This window comes from Bacteroidota bacterium (assembly GCA_016183775.1).
Lineage (GTDB): Bacteria > Bacteroidota > Bacteroidia > JABDFU01 > JABDFU01 > JABDFU01.
The window spans coordinates 65,778-87,807 of sequence record JACPDY010000144.1 but is presented as its reverse complement, the minus strand read 5'-3'; the positions used below and the strand labels follow the sequence as shown (position 1 = coordinate 87,807).

The window sequence follows — 22,030 nt, the reverse complement described above, 5'->3', positions numbered from 1 at the left end:
TGCCACCGCAACAAATATAACCTGTAACGGTAGTAGCAATGGTTCCGTCACAGCCACAGCTGCAGGTGGCAGTCCCGCTTTCACTTACACCTGGTCGACACCCGGCGGATCTGCTTCAGCTATCTCGGGTTTAACAGCTGGTAATTACACTGTTACTATAACTGACAGTAAAGGATGTACTGCTACATCATCAGCTTCCATAATTTCACCGCCTGCCTTATCAGGTCTGTTCACCAAAGGTACCGCCAACTGTAATGGTTGCGGCTGTAAAGAATGGATAATGGTAAATGCTTCCGGGGGAACAAATCCATATACTTATACATGGCCGGATGGGTATATCAACCGATTTAAAAATAAACTGTGTCCGGGACCTTACAGCATTAATATTAAAGATAAAAACGGGTGTAGTGTAAACGTTAGTTTAACTACACCGTGACGGATGCAGTATAAATGTTAGCGTGACCGTACCGTGAGTTTTGTTGGGAGCATAGAGAGCTAAAGCATCAGCCCCCAACCAACTTCGCCTTCTCCCTCACCACTTCAGCAAATGACCGGTTCTCTATTTTACTTTCAAGCCAGCTGATAAAATCAAAATATTCCAAAGCTCTTTTTTCGAATGGGTTTTTCGATAATTTTAAAAGTTCTTCGCACAGCTCTTTAAATGCTTCTATAAGATCTTTATAAGTATTTTTCTTGAAAATTTTTTTCCGGATAAAATTCAGAATAGCATCCTCAAATTTATATAGGCGATTTCTTTTTAATAAATACCTGTACGTGGATTTTATTGAATATTCCAATAGTTCAGTGTCGTTTAATTCAAAATGAATAATCAAACTGATGATCTTTGAAAAGCAATGCAGATCACTTCTTGCATCAAGCGGGTTGTTTAATATTTTATTCAAATATGAGCTGGCTTTTTGGTAATCTTCAGCTCCAAAATACAATCGGCAGAAATCATAATTAACAACAACATTTTCTTCAATATTTCTATAAAGAACATTTTTTTGTTGTATTAGTTTTCTCTGAGCACCTTCCATTGCTCTGATGCCTGCTTTAAATTGGCCGGAGTCCACGTGTGTTTCCAGTGAGTGAACAAAAACATCAGTCTCAATTTTATTAGTCAGTTTTGGAAATTCGGTTTTCAGCGCATTTAATTTTTCATTATAGTCACGTGCTTCATTAAGCTTATAGAGTCTGTTCTGACATGTGATCATGTTATTTAATGCAGTTAAATACCTATCGGGTTTTTCTTTTAAAAGATGCGGGTTGTTTTCTAATAGCAGGGCCAACTTTTTTGAATAATGATATGCTTTGGAATAATCAAGACAATCGAAGTAATAAGTTGCATAAAACGCATAATAGGAATTAAGTGCCTGGAAAGACTTTGCTTTTGTTTCATGTTGAAACAAAGGGTGTTTTAAAAAAACATTATACAGTTTTAATTCCTCTCTGCTGCGTATAAAGCCTTTCTTAATTCTTTCAATAAACAGTCTGGAGGAAAGTAAGCGGTAATCATTATAATTTTTGCATTTAGTCATTGCATTAGATATTTCTTCGAATATATTATCAATATCTCCCCTAGTTTTATCACGGTATGCCTGTATATGTATCAATTCTGCTCCAAACTCCATTAGTTCGATAAGAGCCAGGTATTTCCCATGTTTTTTTGCATCAGCCTTACTTTTTCGGATCAATTTTTCACATTGCTTATAAAGTCCTTTTCCGAAAAGAAACTCTATCTTATTCAGATCGGTTCTCAAGCGGGCAGAAATACTTTCGTCAAAAGAATGAAGCGTTTTTAAGATCAGGTTGTACAGGTAATTTTTATGATATGAAAGCCGGGAGATCTTTATCGGCTGAAATTTTTTAAATAGCATATCTTCATTGTAACTATTTTGTTTTTCCAAAAAGTCGAACAGCTCGATATAAAATGGTTTATCGTCAACCGAGACATTTTTTACACTTATTTTAAAATAGGCCTTCTCTGCTTTTCCTAGAGAGCGGATAAGTTGAAAGAGATCATCAGAAGTGGATTTTTTCATAGTAAAAATAGTCGCTGCTTACCAAAATATTTAAATCGCTTTATGTGAGAGTTAGATATTTGAGTATGTAAAGATATTTAATAAAGTGTTCTAAATTCTGAAATTTTCCTTTAAATATATGCTTTTTAAGCTTTTTTCAATAGAATATTGACATAATTTATTACAAATAACGGGTACTAATTAAGCCTTTGCCTTGTCTTTTTTGATTTTGATAACCAAAATATATAAAAAGAATGGATTGCTTTTCAATTATTGTTTTTGGAAATTGTGTCTCAATAAAAACAAGGCCATAGTCTGAAAAAATATGATGAATAGAATTCTTTTCTTTTGTTGGGCGCAATTTTTAGTTCTCAGATTTGCTGACGCTCAACAGATCTATGCTTCACACTGGACAAGCAATCCTTTCGAGCATTTTGTATTTGTGGAAAACAAAGGTCAATTCGATAATACAAACAATAGTATTTATTATGGCGCCCGTACCGGTGGGCTGGATATTTATTTTTCGGCCCACAGTTTAACATACAGGCATGATGAGTTTAAGAAATTGAATGAGGAAGAAAAAGAGAAATTAGAAAGCAAAGGAAAAGAAGCGGAAGGGTTATTGAAACCAAAAACCCACTACCTGCAAGTGGAATGGATAGGAGCGAATCCGACAACCCGAATAGCAACAGGCGAACCTCAAACTTTTTATTACACATATCCCGATGAAAAAGACAATGGTAAAACTAGCCTTAAAGCTAACTGTTATAAAAAAATCACGCACAAAAATCTTTACCCAAATATTGATGTGGAATATATTCTTCCTGAAAAAGGTGGAGTAAAATACACCCTTATACTTCACCCGGGATCAGATATTTCCAAAGTTAAAATGCTTTACAAAAATGCAAAGAGGTTACGAAAAAGCAGGGAGGGCAATATTATTATTGAATCTTCATTCGGAGATTTCGTTGATCACGCACCACTTAGCTTTTATGCTATGGAGGGGGCAAGCGAAGAAGGAACAACCATTCAATCCGCCTTTGAATTAAATGGAAATACTGTTTCCTTTAAATTAAACTTAACAAAACCACAACCAGTAACTAAGGCAACAACTATAATTATTGACCCCTGGGTAAGCAATCCAACTTTTACAGGTTTAAATTCAGCTTTTGATGTGAATTACGACTTAAATGGAAACGTTTATGTGTATGGCTCTGCGTTCCCATTTCAGCTTGCTAAGTTTAATAGTTCAGGGGTTTTACAATGGTCATTTAATAATACGTTGTTCTCTGTATTATGGGGTTATGGCGACTTTGCCCTTGATGAAGTTACGGGTACAAGCTACGTTTTAGAAGGCTACACCGGATTTGTAGGGGCTGCAAGGTGCTTAAAGCTTAATTCATCAGGGTTCCAAATTGGTTTGTGGCCGGGAACTCTTCGCATGTCGGAATCATGGAGAGCCGAATATAACCAATGCATCGGAAAAGTTGTTGTTGCTGCGGGTGGCACCCCCAACATTGCTCCTGCCCAGGCTTATTTACTTGATCCCAATATGGTTAATGTTACCCCCGTAAATGTTGTTGGTGCAATACCCAATAGCGGCCATATTGATATGACATTACTTGCTACAGATCCAAATGGTAATTTTTGTTACATGTCACCGGCAAAGTCAACACAAGCTAGTCCATTGTATGATAATATTATGCTTAAATGTCCGATACCAAATCTTTTACCAACAAGTTTTTCGGTACCAACCGGGCACACATTTGGTGAAATGGGCCTTTCTATAGGTGGTGTAAATTCAACAAATGGGTTTAACGGCATGGCATGTGGCCCCACATTTCTTTATACGTTTGATGGCAGCATATTAAAGAAATGGAACAAAAATACAGGAGCCTTTATTGCCCAGGTAAATACAGGGGGGACAGTTTTCGCTTCACAAGGGCTTTCTGTGGATGAATGTGACAATGTATATGCGGGAGTTGGGAGTTCAATTAAAATGTATAATTCATCGCTTATACAGATTACAACATACGTTGCTCCCAACATATGCTATGATTTAAAGTTAGGCCAGAATAATAAATTATATGCCTGTGGGAAAGATTTTGTTTCGGAAATTATTGTAACGGGTAGCGGACAAACGGTTTCAGCAACATCTACTCCCGCAAGTAGTTGTAATATCTGTAACGGAACTGCTACTACTGCAATAACATGTGGCAGTATATCAAACTATAGCTTTCAGTGGAGCCCCGGAGGCCAAACAGCGCAGACAGCCACTGGCTTGTGTCCGGGTAATTATACTGTTACCCTTACTACGAATTGCTCCAATACAAATAGCAAGACGGCTACTGTAACAGTAGCTTCGGGAGGTACGCTGACATTAACCATAAGTAAGATTGATGCAAGCTGTTCAACCACAGGTAGTGCTACCGTAACAGCAATTAGCGGAAATGCACCGTATACCTATTTATGGAGCAATTCCCAAACCGGTGTAACTGCAACAAATCTTTCGAAAGGAACATATACAGTAACTGTTACAGATGCAAATGGTTGCATTTCCGTCCAGGCTATTTATATTACACAATCAACAAACATCACTCTTGGGATATCTTCCTTGGGATCATGTTCATTCAATAATGGAACCGCAACAGTTAACCCGGCGAATGGCAATTCGCCATATACTTATCAGTGGAGTAATGGCCAAACCACAATTACTGCAACCGGATTAAATTCAGGCACTTCGTATACTATAACGGTTATAGATGCATCGGGCTGCAGTTCAACCGGAGTTAAAACAATTCAGGTTCCAATTCCCCTGAATATAACTACATCAAGTTCGAATATTACGTGTGGCACAAGTGGCACGGCCTGGGTTACTGCTGCCAGTGGTGGTGTATCACCATATACATATAACTGGAGTAATGGCATTACTACTTCTTCCATTTCGGTATCAACAGCCGGAACTTATACTGTGACTGTTACAGATGCTGTTGGATGTACAGTAACTAAAACATTCGGCATAACCGGTGCACAAACTGTTTTTGCAACATTCACACAATCACCAAATGGAACCATTTGTGTTGGAACAACAGTCAACTTTACCAATACCGGCTCAACAGGTTCGGGTGTAACTCATTTATGGAATCTGTCTCCGGTTGCAAGCGGTACAACCACTAATTTTTCTTATACTTTTTTATTTGTGGGAACTTATAACATGATCCATACTGTTACTAATGCAGGGTGTAGTGCTACAGCATCAAGTTCAATAACAGTAATTGATTGTAACAGCCCAACAGTAACAACCACCGGCAGTTCAATATGCCCGGGTGCCTGTGCCACTATAACATCAAGCGGTACAGGAGGCATTAGCCCGTATACATACTCATGGAGCAATGGTGTTACAACACAAAACATAAATTCTTGCCCGGCATCAACCACTACATATACGGTAACAATAACGGATACAGGAGGAAAGACATCTACTTCAACAGCAACAGCAATAGTGAATCCGGCCGTAAATGTAACAGCTACCCCAACTAATATAAGTTGTAATGGAGGCACAAACGGTTCAGCGACAGCAGTAGTAAGCACGGGCAGTAGCCCTTACACCTATAGCTGGAGTATTGGCGGTACCACATCCCAGATCTCAAATCTCGCATCTCAAATCTATACTGTAACCGTAACCGACAGCAAAGGTTGCACATCCACCGCCACAACCTCAATAATTGCGCCACCACCTTTAACCGGACAATTTACCAAGGGTACTGCTAACTGTGGAGGGTGCGGTTGTAAAGAATGGATAATGGTAAATGCAATAGGTGGCATAAGCCCATATAGCTACTCCTGGCCGGATGGATACGCGAATAGGTATAAAAATCAACTTTGCCCGGGCACATACATTATAAATATTATAGATAAAAATGGATGTAGTGTAAATGTTAACCTTACTGTGCCATGATTTTTTAAATGAATAATTACAGGAATATATTATTACTGATTGCTTCCATAGATTATGATGTAAATTAAATCAGAAATGATGACTAAAATACTTTTCAAATTTTCATTTTGCACCTTGATTATTCTTGCACTTTCAGATATTGCAAAGGCACAAGGAGGTAATACTTGTGCTGCAGCTTCTTCAAACCCCATAACTGTTCCTGCGACTTATACAGGGCAAACTACATGTGGCATGGGAAATGATTTTAATTCCAGCATATTTGGTACGTGTCCTGGTCCGGCCGGAACAGGCGGGACTATCTATAACAATCCCGAATGGTTCTACTATTTGTGTTCGCCGATCAATGGGTACATTACAATTACCTTAAATAATATGGCATCAAACCCTTTCGCTGGAGCTTCACAACCCTGGTTAATTGTAATGAATGGTTGCCCTACTTCTGGAGGAGTTTGCATAGGAACAGATTACATTCTGTTTTCTAACAAAACGGCAAGTGGCCTGTCGGTCTCATTTCTGGCTACCGTAGGTCAGTGTTATTATGTAATTGTAGACGGCGTAGGTGGTTCAGGAGGTCTCACTTTCGCTCCTTGCTTCAACTACGATCTGACCACTTCATTCGCGCCCCTTAACACCGTTCAACCCGGTTGCACCAATATGGATTTCGAATTGGGAACAACCAATGGATGGTACTGCTCATCAGGTCAGTCAAACGGCCAACCCGGAATGAAACAGGTTACGATCGGCCAGTTGCCGAGAAGGCATGTGATCACTTCCGGAGGTACCGACCCTTGCGGAGGATTTCCAGTTGTCGCGCCGGGCGGAAATTATTCCTTACGACTTTGTGATTCTACCACTACGGGAGGATATGCAGATCAGATAAGTCAAACTTTTGCTGTATCGAACATCAACGCAAATTTTAAATATCAATATGCAGTTGTACTCAATGATGGGGCTCACTCCCCACCTGGACAAGCATTTTTCAAAGCGCTCTTAAAGGATCAAAATGGCGATACCATTCCCTGCTCAGAATTTTTTGTCGCTGTACAGGCAGGATTACCCGGGTTTGTTCAGGCAACCGGCTGCACAGTTCCGGGTATAGGTGGTGGAACAACTTATTACAAACCCTGGAGTACTGTAAATGTTGATCTCAGCGCTTACATCGGTCAAAATGTAACTGTTGAATTTACAGCAGGTGATTGTTCGGCCGGAGGACACTATGGATACGCATACGTTGACGCTTCCTGCTCTCCGGTGCTGTCAAACAGCAGTACTGTTTGTGCTGGGCAATGCACAACGCTTCAGGCACCAACCGGTTATGCCTCCTATCTGTGGAGTCCGGGCGGATCAACCGCACAAAGTATAACTGTTTGTCCTGCCGCAACTACAATTTACACTTTAACCTTAACCGGCTTTAACGGATGCAGCACAACGCACAAAGACACTGTGAGGGTAAATCCTTGCACTACCGTTAAAGCCAGTGCAACCGGAGCAGGTGTTTGCCCGGGTTCCTGCGCAAGTTTAACAACCACAGCAACGAGCGGCATAGCACCTTACACCTACAACTGGAATAACGGACAAAGCAATGCAATGATCAATGTCTGTCCTGCTGTAACCACCATTTACACCGTAACAGTCACTGATGCCGCTGCGGCTACCGCCACGGCCACAGCAGTTGTAACAGTTTCGGCACAAGCACTGAATATAAACACTCCACCATTCAATATATTATGCGGCGGTACATGCACAGGAAGCGCTAATGTGACAGTTACAAATGGCACTTCGCCCTATTCATTTAACTGGAATAATGCACAAAGCACTCAAACAGCTACAGGTCTTTGCGCGGGCACATACACCGTCTCAGTTAACGATATTAATGGCTGTTCGACAACCCGGGCAGTAAATATTACTCAGCCGGTTGAAATAGTTCTGGGCTATTCCACACAATGGTCATGCTCAACAAACAAGGGATCAGGTACGATCAATGTTATTAACGGCACCCCTCCCTATATCTACAACTGGGGCTCTGTCGGGCAAACCGGACAAACGGCTACCGGGCTGGCGCCCGGCAATTACACAGTAACTGCTATTGACAGCAAGGGTTGTTCCGCTACTAAAACAGTGACCATACTTGCACAGCCTGTTGTGATCGCAGTAACAACTACAAACATGAGTTGTACTACAAGCGGCAGCGCAACAGCAAACGTTGTAAGCGGGGTTTTCCCTTTTACATATAGCTGGAGCAATGGTGTTACAACATTTGACAATAAAGGACTACCCGCCGGAAGTTACACAGTAACTGTAACAAGCAGCAATGGGTGTACCGCCACTCAAACAACAAATGTTACCGGTACCAGCCCGGTCTCGGCAACTTTTACAAATCCGCCTGCCTGCATCGGAGTTAGTGTAACTTTTACCAACACCGGTTCAACAGGAACATATAAATGGACAATAGGAGGCATAGCAAATCTGACCGGCACAACAGCAAATTTTTCCTACACCTTCCTGACAGCAGGAACATATAGTGTTACTCATACTGTTACAAGCGGAAGCTGCAATGCAACTATAATAAAAAATATCACTGTAACCAATTGCAACGGTCCAACCGTAACAGCCACCAGCACTTCAGCATGCCCGGGTACCTGCACCATTATAACATCAAGCGGTACAGGAGGCACTAGTCCATACACTTATTCCTGGAGCAATGGAGCTACCACACGAAATATCAATCCCTGCCCGGCAGCCACCACTACATATACAGTAACAATACGAGATACGGGTGGAAATACGTCTACTTCTTCCGCAACTGTAACCGTTAACCCATCAATAAGTGCAACAGCTACCGGAACAAATATTACCTGCAGTGGTGGGACGAACGGCACAGCAACTGCAACCGGCAGCGGTGGCACCTCTCCCTTTACATATAACTGGAGTGGCGGTTCTCCCGGTACCGGGTTCCAGGTATCGGGTTTAACTGCAGGCAATTATACTGTAACTATAACCGATAACAAAGGCTGCATAGCCATTTCCACAACCGCAATAATTTCGCCACCACCTTTGATCGGACAATTTACCAAAGGCACTGCCAGCTGCAATGGTTGCGGATGTAAAGAATGGATATTGGTAAATGCTGCCGGTGGTACAAGTCCTTATACTTATACATGGCCTGATAGTTATGCCGGCAGGTACAAGAATCAACTTTGTCCCGGGGTTTACAACATAAATATTAAAGATAAAAATGGCTGCGGTGTAAATATTAACCTTACTGCGCCTTAGAACCTGTTCAAAATTTATCTTAGTTATTTTATATGGCCTATTTTCGCCCATACTTCGTTACAAATTTCGCAAAGAGCGCTCTACTATTTGCTTCAATTTGCGCCTCGTCTGGGCAAAAATATGCTCATATAATTCTAAAAACATAAATCTTGAACAGGCTCTTAGAATTTTCAGGGAAAGAGAACCTTTTAATAAAATTTGGCGTATAATAACGTTTGTATAGTAGAAATTATATCGAATAAGATTATTAAATGGGATTTTCAAAATAATATTTGGTGAAAACCTGCCTGACCGGCAGGCAGGTTTGGATCTTTCGTGCTTTGGTGGCTATAATTCAGTTGCCACTAAAACACTAAAACACTAAAGTCCACCAAAAATTCTTATTCGATATAAACTCTATTCTAAAACTAATATCAGCTATGAATGTTTTCAGAAAGAGTAGTTTAATTTTATTATTTGCATTTTATCCCATAGCTTCCTCTTTGGCTCAAAACCTGGTTCCAAACCCAAGTTTTGAAAATTTGGCAACATGCCCGGATAATTTTAGTATTGGATTTGACCAGCTAACAAGAGCTCCTGCATGGCATACGGCTACTAAAGGAACTCCTGATTTACTTAATTCCTGCGCTTTGCCTGCTCAATACGTTGATGTTCCTGTAAATTATGGTGGAAGCCAATTGGCTCGTACGGGTAATGGCTATTCCGGACTTTTTGTTTATGATGGTAATTCTCCACAATACAGAGAATATTTGGAAACTCCTTTAACAAATACACTTAAAGCCGGACAGATATATGAAATTGTTTTATGGGTAAGCCTTGCTGATTCTGCATACTGGGCTGGTAATGAGCTTCAGGCTTACTTTTCAGGAAGCAATATTTATGTTAATAATTTCCTACCATTATCGCCTGCTTATCAACCCCAGGTTACTTTAAAAGGTAGCGGATTTTTAACAGATGAAACTAACTGGGTAAAAATATCAGGTCTTTATTGTGCAAAAGGATTTGAAAAGCATATTATCATAGGAAATTTTAAGAATGATGCCACGACCAGTCTTTTAGCAAGACCCGTACCTGTCCCCCCTCCTCCCGGCCTTCCATTCGGACCCAATAAATGTTATTATTTTATTGATGACATCTCAGTTGCCGAATACGCGGGGCCAAATCCTCTTACAATTACATCAAGCAATACAAATGCAGCATGTGGTTCATCTACTGGAAGCGCTACTGTAAGTGCATCCGGCGCTCCAGGCATTTTTACTTATTCATGGAGTACAGGAGCTACAGGGCAAACCATAAGCGGACTTTCTGCCGGAATATATACGGTTGTTGTTAATGACACTTCCGGTTGTTTTACAAATTCATTCATAGTACCCATTAATGATGTTGGAGGGCCATCTGTTAGCACAAATGTTTTAACTAATGCCGCATGTTATAATAGCGCGAACGGAGCTATTAACATTAATGTGAGCGGAGGAAGTCCGGCCTATACCTTTTCATGGACAACCGGCGCCACAAGCGAAGATGTTTCAGGTCTTCTTCCAGGTCAATATGGAGTTGTTGTGAGGGATGCTGCAGGATGTATTGGATCATATACCGCTGCTATTAATGCTTCCTCTTTTTTTATCAATTCATATGAGTTGCCCAATTGTAGTTCAAGTAATAGTAACGGGAGTGCAACAGTTTCAATAACGGGAGGCTCGTCACCATTTTTGTACACCTGGTCGCCTTCCACTGCTACCGGTGCTACGGCTACCGGGCTTTCACCAGGAAACTATTCTATAACTGTAACTGATAGTAACGGGTGCTCAAGAACAGATGCGGCTATTGTAAGCCCTTCGGGAAGAGTGGATGGCTCAATTACTATATCAGGTTGTGGCACATTCGCAAAAGTAGTTACAGCAGTAGGCACAGGGGGAAACGGCAATTACTTTTATAACTGGACAGGGCCACCGGCATCTGTATTTAATAATTCTGCGATATATTTTGCCAATGGAACCTATTCAGTTATTATAACCGACTTAACCTGCAGTACCACGATTGCCTTTACTTTACCTGCCAGTGGACCTACATTGACTATTAATACAACAAATATTTCCTGTTTTGGTGCGAATAATGGTACCGCAACAGCAAGTATTGCCGGAGGACTTGCTCCATACACGTATTCCTGGAGTACCGGAGCCTCAGCCACAACTACTATCACAAATTTAACTGCCAGCACATATACCGCGACAATAACAGACAAGAATAGCTGTATTGCCATACAAACGGGTACAGTAACTCAGCCATCGACGATCACAGCAAACACTATTCCTATTGCAGCTGCTTGTGGCGTTTCTAATGGCAGTGCCAGTGTAAGTGCCAGCGGTGGTACGGGTTCATTTAGTTATACCTGGAGTAACAACGCTACAGGGCAAACCTCTACAGGACTTGCAGCAGGAACATATACCGCAACTGTTTCTGATGCCAACAACTGTACGGTTACTACCACTGCTACAATAACCAATACCAGTGGAGGAACGGCCTCTGCATCCGTACAATCCAACGTAAGTTGCAACCCCGCCAATGATGGCGGGACAGGTTCCGGAAATGATGGAAGCGCTTCCGCAAGTATTGCAGGGGGAACGCCTGATTATACCTATTCCTGGAGTAATGCCGCAACAGGACAAACTATAGGTGGTCTTATCCAGGGCACATATACAGTAAGCGTTACCGATGGTAACAGTTGCGTAAGCACAAGTGCTGTTGTGATTACCCAGCCTCCTCCCATCACAGCTATTACCAATACTGTTTCAGCTACTTGTGGAGCTTCTAATGGCAGCGCGAGCGTTTCTGTAGGCGGAGGGACAGGATCATTTACATACAATTGGTCAGCCCCTGGTGGAGCTACAGGTCAAACAGCCACAGGCCTCGCTGCCGGCAATTACACAGTAACAGTTACCGATGCAAATAACTGTACTACTACTGCCATTGCTGATATTGTCTCGGCCCCACCTTTAATAGGACAATTCACAAAGGGCACAGCCAACTGCGCTGGTTGTGGCTGCAAAGAATGGATAATGGTAACCGGCTCCGGAGGCATAAGCCCCTATACCTACTCCTGGCCGGATGGCTATGCGAAAAGGTATAAAAATCATCTTTGTCCGGGCACTTATACTATTAATATTACAGATAAAAACGGGTGTAGTATAAACGTAAGTTTAACTACACCGTGACGGTGCAGTGTAAATGTTAGCCTTACTGCGCCTTGATCATACTATTAGGGAAAGCTTCTTTTTGAACCATTTGGCTAGAAATAAATTTTACTCCAAAAATTTGTTGAAGAACACTTATCTTAGCACACAAATCCACAAACGTGTTAAGTATTCGCAAAGCAAGCATTAACGACCTCGCATCAATAACAGAAATATACAACGATGCTATATTGAATACCAATTCCACATTCGATACGGAGATTAAAAGTATTGAGAACAGAACGAAATGGCTCAATGATCGCGACGAAAATTTTCCTGTAATTGTCGCTGAAAAATCCGGCAAAGTTATCGGCTATGCGGCCCTCAATAAATGGTCGGAACGCAAAGCATACGATGTTACTGCTGAGATATCCGTCTATATTCATCCGGAACACCGCAAACAGGGAATTGGCAAACAACTTATTGAAATGATCGTTGCTATAGGTGAACAAACGAATCTTATAACTATCATTGCCCGAATAACCGAAGGAAATGACCATAGCATATACCTGCATGAGCGCAACGGTTTTAAAATGGTTGGCACCTTAAGACAAGTGGGTAAAAAATTCGGCAAGCTGCTTGATGTTACTGTAATGCAAAAAGTTTATGAAAGCAAAACTGTGTAATTCTATTTCTCTTTTTCTTACACTTTTATTTCTTCTGTTTAGTGTTCTATGCAAAGCCCAGTTCGGGATCGACCTGAACAAAATAAAACAAGAGGCAAATGACAAACTAAAAAAAGCCGCCGCCGATAATGTCCAGGAAAAGATACGATCAAAGTTCAATAAGATGCGGGGAGATTTTGACGAGTCAAACTTTAATTACGCCATTATCTTCAGTGACAATTCGGGGCTATTTGAAACAAAAGAAAAATTTGAAAGAAATAAAGTACTCTTCCTTGAAGCCGCTGATAATCTTTATCAACATGATAAAGCCACTGATGAGGAACGGGCAAAAAATTTCAATATGCTCGGTGAAAACATGTTTGCCTCAAACCGCTTCCTGGCTGCGGAGCAGGCCTTCAAAAGATCCATTGATCTTTACAAAAAATCGAATGCCGCAGGAGCAGAAACCGCGAACGCGATAAGTAACCTGGGCTTGTTATATCAAACTATAGGACGCTTCAACCTGGCGGAACAATACACTGATAACGCGCTCGGAATACGTACATCAATTGATCAGAATAGTACAGCCACGGCAACCTCGCTTAATAACAAAGCTGTACTTTATAAAGAACTTGGACGCTATAATGAGGCCGAAGTACTTATTAACAAAGCGCTGCAGGTGAATGAAACTGCGGCAGGAAAAGTCAGCTTACCTTATGCGATCACACTCAACAACAAAGCCATGTTGCTGCAGACAATCGGCCGAATGGAAGATGCGGAACAACTCATGAAAGAAGTAATTACCATTGCCAAAGAAAAACTTAAAGAAAAATCGGGTAATTATGTAAAACTGACCATAAACCTCGCCTTACTCTACCGTGAAAGCAATCGCTATTCCGAATCCGAACAATTATACCTTAATGCGCTCTCTATTTACGAAAGGCGATTGGGAAAGAACCACCCGGATTATGCCCATTTAAAACAAGGACTTGCTTCTCTCTACCTCTTCATGGGTAAAAACAAAGAAGTGGAACAGCTTCTTAATGAAGCCGCAGATATTTACAAAAAACGCTTTGGAGAAAAACATCCTGCATATGCGGCAACGCTGTGTGAGCTTGGCAGTTTTTACAGAAGAGAGAACCGCCTGACAGAGGCGGAGCAACTTATTCAAAAAGGAAATAGTATTCAAAAAGAGATACTTGGAGAAAGCCATCCGGATTACATTTCTTCAACTGAAAACCTTGCCATAACCTATTGGCTGGAGGAAAAAATTACCGAAGCTATTACCCCATATATCACTTCAGTGAACAGCACGATTGATTACATTAACCGCTATTTTGCCCCGATGAGCGAAAATGAGAAATCGAAATTCTGGGACAAGAACAGATCACGATTTGAACGCTTCAATTCATTCGCCGTTTCTGCACCCGGCCAAACTGCACTAACAGAGGCTATGTATAACAACCAACTCCGTACTAAAGCAATCCTTTTGAACGCAACAAGCAAAGTTCGCAACAATATTCTTACTAGCGGCGATAGCATTCTTCGGAATAAATATATTCAGTGGCTCGACTATAAGGAGAATCTTGCTCAGCTATATAATATGTCAAAAGCGGAACTCAGCGAACAGAAGATCAACGTTGATTCAATTGAAAACATTTCAAACACATTGGAGAAAGAGCTTTCAACAGCCTCTGCTTCCTTCAAAGACAAGTACATGGAAAAACAGGTCACATGGAATACACTGGCTAAAGAACTTTCTTCCAATGAAGCGTTGGTTGATATTGTCGCGTTTAAAAAATTCGATAATCACCAAAATGATTCTACTTATTATGTGGCTCTTATCGCAACCAGCGACAACAAAGTCCCCGGACTTGTGATACTTAAAAATGGCAATGACCTGAACAATATATACCTTAAACAATACCGGAAAGCTATTAAGAATAATAAACGTGACGAAGTTTCATTCACTAATTTCTGGAAAGCAATCGATAAAGCCATTGGCAGCAAAAAGAATATTTATGTTTCTCCCGATGGTGTATACAATCAGATAAACCTGAATACGCTGCTTGATCCCGTAACAGGCAAATATCTCATTGACTTTCGTTCAATTACATTGCTGACCAATTCAAAAGACCTTGATAAGATAAAAAACAACCCTGGTGCCAACAACGAAAAAACAGCATCGTTGTTTGGCTTCCCGGCTTATGGATCCGGAGGTAGATTACCCGAATTACCGGGCACGAAAGTCGAAATAGAAAGCATTAATGCTATTTTAAAAGCAAACGGGTATTCAACAACAATTTACGAAGCTGAAAATGCAACTGAAGAAAATGTAAAAAATTCAAAGGCCTCCATTCTTCACTTTGCAACCCATGGGTATTTTTTGCCGGACGCAGCGACCTCAAGTGAAGACAAAGTATTTGGCATTGAAGCATCAAAGGCAAAAATAAATCCACTATTACGTTCCGGCATCCTTCTGACCGGTGCAGAACACGTCTTAAATGATAGCAATAAAGTAAATACAAGTCCGAATAATGGTGTACTTACAGCTTATGAAACCATGAATTTAAATCTTGAGAATACGGATATGGTGGTGTTAAGCGCCTGTGAAACAGGATTAGGAGATGTTAAAGTGGGCGAAGGTGTTTATGGACTGCAGCGTGCCTTCCAGATAGCAGGGGCCAGATCGGTTATCATGAGTCTATGGCAGGTAAATGATGAAGCCACCCAGGAATTAATGACGGCCTTTTACAAAAACTATTGCCTGCTGCATAACAAACAGGCCGCCTTCACCAAGGCGCAACTTCAATTAAAAACAAAGTACAGCACCCCATTCTATTGGGGAGCATTTATATTGACAGGTAATTAAGAAGCATTTCTTTTCATCACTACATATTCCTGTCCGTCATCACATCCTCCCAGCGTACCGATACAATAATTGATCTTTGGCTTAAGCGAATCCGGATAAATATCTGTGGCTTCAAAGCCAAAACATTTAAAAAAATCGGGAATAATACATACAAGAAATACGGTTTGCCGGTTCGCTTTTTTAATAAGTTCGTTTACGAGCTCCTTCCCAATTCCCCTGCCCCTGTATTCAGATAAAACACCTAATGAACAAAGTTCCAAAGTATCAGGATAAACTTTTATCCTTCCAAATCCAATAACCTTTGTGCCAACTTTTGCTACAAGAAACTGTTCAGGTTTCATAGCTATATCATCAAGCATTAGCTGTTTAACACATTGTATGATCCGAAAGAAATCTCCACCATGTGATGCGGATACTATTTGAAAACGATTTGTCATAAAAAAAGGAGCGCTGGCTCCCTTATTGGTTGCTGGTTCCAGGTTTCAGATTGAGTTTGCCCAAAAACAACTTGAAACCTGAAACTTGAAACCTTTTTTAATGATGATGGTGTCCATCCGGTCCATGTGCGTGGCCATGTGCTACTTCTTCGGCTGTGGCATTGCGGATAGCCAATACTTCTCCAACAAAATGAAGCTCCTGTCCGGCTAATGGATGATTAAAATCCATGCGAACGTGCTCTCCCGTTACCTCGTGTACGGTTCCGCTCATGCGGTTTCCCTGGTTATCAGTCATTGGTAATGTTTTACCAACTTTTACCATTTCATGGTCCACCTTGCCTTTATCGTCATGAAATGCGCTTATTGGAATATTAACAATGTTCTCTAAATTATGTTCGCCATATCCATCGGCAGGGGCAATATGAAAATCAAACTTGTCACCCACCTTTTTACCCCTAAGGCTATTTTCAAATCCTTCAATTAATCCACCAACGCCGAACATAAATACAAAAGGGTTTGCAGTATTTGTTTTTTCAACGAAAACTTCTTCGGTTTGCCCGGCTTTTTTGGAAGTGAGATTGTAATTCACACTTACCACTTTATTTAGTTCAATGATCATGAGAAAATGGTTTAAATTTAGCTTTCGAAGGTACTATTTATACCCTTACCTTAAAAAAATTGCTCAAAAAAAATGGTTGTATTCACCGCAATAGTAGCTGTTACCTGCCGGCAGGCAGGCCAACATCCACCTGGGGCTGAACATCGGACTATTACAGATACAGAAGCGGTATTATTTTAATTTTTTTCTGTAAAAGTCAAAAATCCTTACGGTCAGAAAGAACCATATATGATTTTTGTATTATTTGCTTATAGTTTCATTGAAAAAATCATATAGGTTCGAACTCGAAATAAAGCCTTAAATTTGAGCTATGCCACTATTCCCGGGAACCATACATTCCAAGCTGCCAAAGGTAGGTACAACTATTTTTACTGTGATGTCGAAAATGGCTGCCGAACACAATGCGATTAATTTATCCCAGGGCTTCCCCGATTTTTCATGTTCAGAAGAACTTGTAAGGCTTGTAAATGAGGCTATGCTGAAAGGGAATAACCAATACGCGCCAATGCCCGGACTCCCTGCATTACGTGAAATCATCGCACAAAAAACGGAAAAAATTTATGGAACTAAATATGATCCCGAAACAGAAATTACTGTTACCGCGGGCGCAACACAGGCAATTTATACAGCGATAGCGGCTATTATACGGGAGGATGATGAAGTAATTATTTTTGAGCCGGCTTACGATTGTTATCAACCGGCCATTGAAGTGGCGGGAGGCAAAACGGTTTATTTACAGCTAAAAGCACCCGACTACAGCATTGATTGGAATGAATTGCAGAAAGTTTTCAATCATCGCACACGAATGATAATTATTAATACCCCTCATAATCCCACAGGCAGTGTTTTAAGTGTTGACGACATGAAGCAACTCGAAAAAATTGTGAAGGGATCGGACACAGTTATAATCAGCGATGAAGTTTACGAACACATTCTTTTTGACGGACAACTGCATCAAAGCGCCGCACGCTTCCCTCACCTGGCTGAGCGCAGCTTTATTATTTCGTCTTTCGGAAAAACATTTCATGTAACCGGGTGGAAAGTGGGCTACTGTGTTGCACCTAAAAATCTGATGGCTGAGTTTCGCAAAGTGCACCAGTTCCTTGTGTTTACTGTTAACACGCCGGTTCAATATGCTTTAGCGGAATTTTTGAAGAAAAAAGAGAACTATTCCGAACTTGGAAATTTTTATCAAAAAAAACGTGATCAGTTCATTGACATGATAAAAGGTTCACGTTTTAAATTCAAGCCTGCTATTGGCACTTATTTCCAATTACTCGATTATAGTGACATCACAAAGGAACAAGATACAGAATATGCAATTCGTCTGATCAAAGAATCGGGCATCGCCTCAATACCTATTTCTGTATTTTATCATAAACCCGTAGATAATAAAATGCTTCGTTTTTGTTTCGCCAAAAAAGATGAAACATTGGAAAAAGCTGCAATAATTTTAAATAAAATTTAAATTGTCCTCTCCCCTTTTTGGGAGAGTCAGAGAGGGGTCATGAAAAACCTGAGCATCACAATTATTCAAAGCCATCTGTACTGGGAAAATATCGACAAAAATCTCGAAATGTTCTCACAAAAAATTGCTGCCCTCACAGAACAAACCGACCTCATTGTGCTGCCTGAAATGTTCAATACCGGGTTCACCATGAACACCGGATCCGTTGCCGAGCAAATGAATGAAAAAACCATGCAATGGATGTCGCAACTCAGTAAAGAAAAAAAATGCGTTTTAACCGGCAGTCTCATCATCAGAGAAAATGGCAGGTACTACAACCGCTTAATATGGATGAGACCCAATGGAACTTTTGAAACATACGACAAACGCCACTTGTTCCGCATGGCCAAAGAGGACAATTATTTTACATCCGGTAACAAACGTATCATTACAGAGTTGAATGGCTGGAGAATCTGTCCTTTGATCTGTTACGACCTTCGGTTTCCGGTTTGGAGCAGGAACAAATGGGAGAAAAAAATACCCACTACCGACCCCAAAAATTCCAGCTTACTGGCCGATTATGATGTTCTATTGTATATAGCTAACTGGCCGGAACGCAGGTCCCATCCATGGAGATCATTGCTCATTGCCCGCGCCATTGAAAACCAGGCATACGTAACCGGGCTGAACAGAATAGGAGCTGACGGAAATGACATAACTCACTCCGGCGACTCGGCAATAATTAACTTCAAAGGAGAAACGCTGAGCAAAACAAGAGCAAATGAAGAGTCGGTAGAAACTATAAGCTTGAATTACGCGGAGTTGGAAGAGTTCAGAAAAACATTTCCGGTCGGGTTGGATGCGGATAATTATAGCATTCAGTTATAGTGAATATTGTTGTTGATGAACAATCCTTTTAATGAAAATATTCCCGCTATTAGTAACCTTTACATTTTTTGCTACTAGCCTGATCGCCCAGACCGGCGGAATAAGAGGCACCATACTTACTGAAAAAGGTGAAGCTCTTCCGTTTGCAGGAATTTATGTGGTGGATACAAAGTCGGGCACCTCAAGCAATTCCGATGCAAAATTTGAAATTAAACTTAACCCCGGCGAATACCAACTGGTGATACAGTGCTTAGGTTACAAAACCGAAAAACAAACGGTAAAAGTTTCGAATGAATGGGTTGATCTTAACATCATTCTGACGGCAACATCATATACCCTGGGAGAAGCGAGAGTAGGTTTGAAGGATGAAGACCCGGCCTACTCCATCATGCGCAAAGCCATTTCAATGGCCAAGTTTTACAAATACCAGGTACAGGAATATTCGGCCAAAGCATATATAAAGGGTTTTTTTAAACTTAAACATATTCCATTTCAATGGATCGTTAAAAAATTTGATAAAGAAAACGACCTCGATACAGGCAAAATATATTTAACCGAGAATGTAAGTGAGATAACTTTTAAACAACCCAATACATATAAAGAAAAAGTTCTTTCTGTGAGTTCCAACCAAACTGAAAAAGTCCCCAGTCCTGAACGATACGTGAATGGAAGTTTTTATGAACCAGCCATCGGCTCTGCCATATCTCCGCTATCACCACGTGCATTTTCTTACTATAGCTTCAGACTGGAAGGCTCTTATTACGAAGGCAATCACCAGATAAATAAAATAAAAGTTACACCCCGATCAAAAGGCGATGATGTATTTGAAGGACACATATACATATTAGATAACCTATGGAGCATTCACAGCATAAATCTTGCCGTCACTCACGAAGGGATCACTTTTGTAATTACTCAATTATATAACGAAATACAGGATAAAGTGTGGATGCCTTTAACCCAAAGCTATGTTGTGTATGGAAATTACCTGGGATTCAGATTCGATGCGAAATACCAGGTAGTATCGAAGAACTACAAAATAAAACTCAATGAATCACTTCGGATTCCCGCGGAAATAATTGATGAAAAAACAGAAAAAGAAAAACTGAATGAAACCACCCATGTGAAATCAAAAGATCAGAAAGAATTGGAGAATCTACTGCAAAGTGAAAAAAAATTCACACGCAAGGATATGCAGAAGCTGATGAAAATATACGAAAAGGAAGAAGCAAAGCGATCAGAATCACCTGAAATTGTTTCTGAAAGGTCATTAATTATTGACTCATTGGCATACAAACGGGACAGCTCTTATTGGGAAGCAGAACGCGCCATTCCACTTTCAGAAAAAGAAGTGAAAAGCTATGAGGTAAAAGACAGCCTGATCTCAATTGAGAAAAAAGTAAAAAGTGATTCGATCCGGAAAAATAAAAAAATGTTTACTGTAAATCCGGAGGAATTCAAATTCAGAATAGATTCAACAAGTTCAATAGCATGGGTGCTGCCTTTTACATCGGTCAATTACAATACCGTTGAAGAATTCAATTGCACATCAGGTTTGATCTACAGGAAGAAATTCAGGACTAAAAATATGCTCACCCTCTCTCCTATGGCCAGGTACTCATCGGCAAGAGGACTTTTCACCGGCAAAGCAACAATTTCCTTTCAATACGGAATGGACAAAAATTCGGGAAGTATTATAGCTGAAGCAGGAAGGTACGTCAGCCAGTTTAATTCCTCTAACCCCATCAGTTACTTCGTAAACGGAACTGCCACACTTCTTTTTGAAAGCAACTTTATGAAATTATATGAAAAAGAATATTACAGATTAGAATTATCTCAAAAATTAAGTGACAAATTATTTCTTTCTGCAAACGGCGAACTGGCTAACCGATATATGCTGAGCAATTCACGATCGGCAATTACTTTCATTGATTGGAAAGAATATTCATATTCATCCAATTCACCGGCAAATAATGAACTCCGGAATACTGACTTCACTGCTAACCAGGCATTTATTGCAGGTGTGTCCTTAAAATATTATGTATGGAAAAAATACTACATAAATAACGGCGTAAGAAAAGCCTCACGCGCGCCTGCACCCGAGATCAAACTCAGTTACCAAAAAGGTTTTGAGGGAATATTAAATAGCAGTGTCGACTTCGATCTCGTGGAAATTGGCGCCAGTTATCGATACAAAATGGCAGCACGAGGGACAGTTAACATGGAAATAAATCTGGGAAAGTTTTTGAACAACAACAGAATGTATTTTATGGACTATAAGCATTTCATGGGCAATTTAACCTATATACAACAAAACACAGCAGGCTATCATATGCTTGACTATTACAAATACTCAACCCAAAATAATTTCGCAGAAGCATTTTTACACCTTCAGCCTGCCAAATTACTTATTACACAATTTATGTTACCCCGGATGATCGGGCTAAAAGAAGACCTGATAGTAAATTACCTCTATACCCCTACCTCAAAAAATTATATGGAACTGGGGTACGGTATTGATCAGATCTTTCGAGGCCTCAGACTGGAAGTAGTTTCGTCATTTGCCGGTTTTCAATATCAATCCCTTGGATTCAGAATCGGGTTTTCAACGCGTATTAGCAGTAGGAATTAATTAAATTTTCAGACCATTCGTGTCATCCTTCGCTTCGCTCAGGATAAC

Annotated in this window: 12 protein-coding genes; 9 read left to right on the top strand and 3 right to left on the bottom strand. The window is 40.5% G+C overall.

Annotation, left to right across the window (positions count from 1 at the left end; genetic code table 11):
• Nucleotides 1-436 (top strand): SprB repeat-containing protein (locus HYU69_16250; protein MBI2271894.1); only part of this gene is annotated, 436 nt, incomplete at its 5' end.
• A gap of 67 nt (nucleotides 437-503) precedes the next feature.
• Here HYU69_16250 and HYU69_16245 read toward each other — a convergent pair.
• A complete protein-coding gene (locus HYU69_16245) occupies nucleotides 504-2,042 on the bottom strand; it encodes a hypothetical protein (protein MBI2271893.1) in 1,539 nt (512 codons plus the stop codon).
• Nucleotides 2,043-2,346: 304 nt separating this feature from the next.
• On the opposite strand from HYU69_16245, the gene HYU69_16240 reads away from it, so the two are divergent.
• The 5 genes from HYU69_16240 (at nucleotide 2,347) to HYU69_16220 (ending at nucleotide 15,959) form a co-directional block, all read left to right on the top strand.
• The gene (locus HYU69_16240) at nucleotides 2,347-5,979 is read left to right on the top strand and encodes a PKD domain-containing protein (GenBank protein ID MBI2271892.1); all 3,633 of its coding nucleotides are present in this window, start codon (nucleotides 2,347-2,349) and stop codon (nucleotides 5,977-5,979) included.
• Nucleotides 5,980-6,054: 75 nt separating this feature from the next.
• Entirely contained in the window at nucleotides 6,055-9,252 is a 3,198-nt protein-coding gene (locus HYU69_16235; protein MBI2271891.1) for a hypothetical protein, read from the top strand.
• Nucleotides 9,253-9,671: 419 nt separating this feature from the next.
• Nucleotides 9,672-12,464, top strand: coding sequence for a SprB repeat-containing protein (locus HYU69_16230; protein ID MBI2271890.1), 2,793 nt, complete (start codon nucleotides 9,672-9,674; stop codon nucleotides 12,462-12,464).
• Nucleotides 12,465-12,604: 140 nt separating this feature from the next.
• Nucleotides 12,605-13,108, top strand: a complete 504-nt coding sequence (locus tag HYU69_16225; protein ID MBI2271889.1) for an N-acetyltransferase — start codon at nucleotides 12,605-12,607, stop codon at nucleotides 13,106-13,108.
• The gene (locus HYU69_16220; protein ID MBI2271888.1) at nucleotides 13,089-15,959 is read left to right on the top strand and encodes a CHAT domain-containing protein; all 2,871 of its coding nucleotides are present in this window, start codon (nucleotides 13,089-13,091) and stop codon (nucleotides 15,957-15,959) included. The genes HYU69_16225 and HYU69_16220 overlap by 20 nt, the downstream gene beginning before the upstream one ends.
• On the opposite strand, the gene HYU69_16215 is transcribed toward HYU69_16220, so the two are convergent.
• Both HYU69_16215 and HYU69_16210 read right to left on the bottom strand, forming a co-directional pair.
• On the bottom strand, nucleotides 15,956-16,396 hold the full coding sequence (locus tag HYU69_16215; protein ID MBI2271887.1) for a GNAT family N-acetyltransferase: 441 nt from the start codon (nucleotides 16,394-16,396) through the stop codon (nucleotides 15,956-15,958). The genes HYU69_16220 and HYU69_16215 overlap by 4 nt on opposite strands.
• A gap of 97 nt (nucleotides 16,397-16,493) precedes the next feature.
• Nucleotides 16,494-17,015: a peptidylprolyl isomerase gene (locus HYU69_16210; protein ID MBI2271886.1), complete on the bottom strand. Its 522-nt coding sequence runs from the start codon at nucleotides 17,013-17,015 to the stop codon at nucleotides 16,494-16,496.
• Between the two features lie 310 nt (nucleotides 17,016-17,325).
• On the opposite strand from HYU69_16210, the gene HYU69_16205 reads away from it, so the two are divergent.
• From HYU69_16205 to HYU69_16195, 3 genes are read left to right on the top strand one after another with little or no spacing between them, the layout of a single operon-like run.
• Nucleotides 17,326-18,483 (top strand): methionine aminotransferase, encoded by a 1,158-nt coding sequence (locus HYU69_16205; GenBank protein MBI2271885.1) that lies wholly within the window; start codon nucleotides 17,326-17,328, stop codon nucleotides 18,481-18,483.
• Between the two features lie 39 nt (nucleotides 18,484-18,522).
• The gene (locus HYU69_16200) at nucleotides 18,523-19,350 is read left to right on the top strand and encodes an amidohydrolase (GenBank protein ID MBI2271884.1); all 828 of its coding nucleotides are present in this window, start codon (nucleotides 18,523-18,525) and stop codon (nucleotides 19,348-19,350) included.
• Between the two features lie 31 nt (nucleotides 19,351-19,381).
• Nucleotides 19,382-21,982 (top strand): carboxypeptidase-like regulatory domain-containing protein, encoded by a 2,601-nt coding sequence (locus HYU69_16195; protein MBI2271883.1) that lies wholly within the window; start codon nucleotides 19,382-19,384, stop codon nucleotides 21,980-21,982.
• The last annotated feature ends 48 nt before the right edge of the window (nucleotides 21,983-22,030 follow it).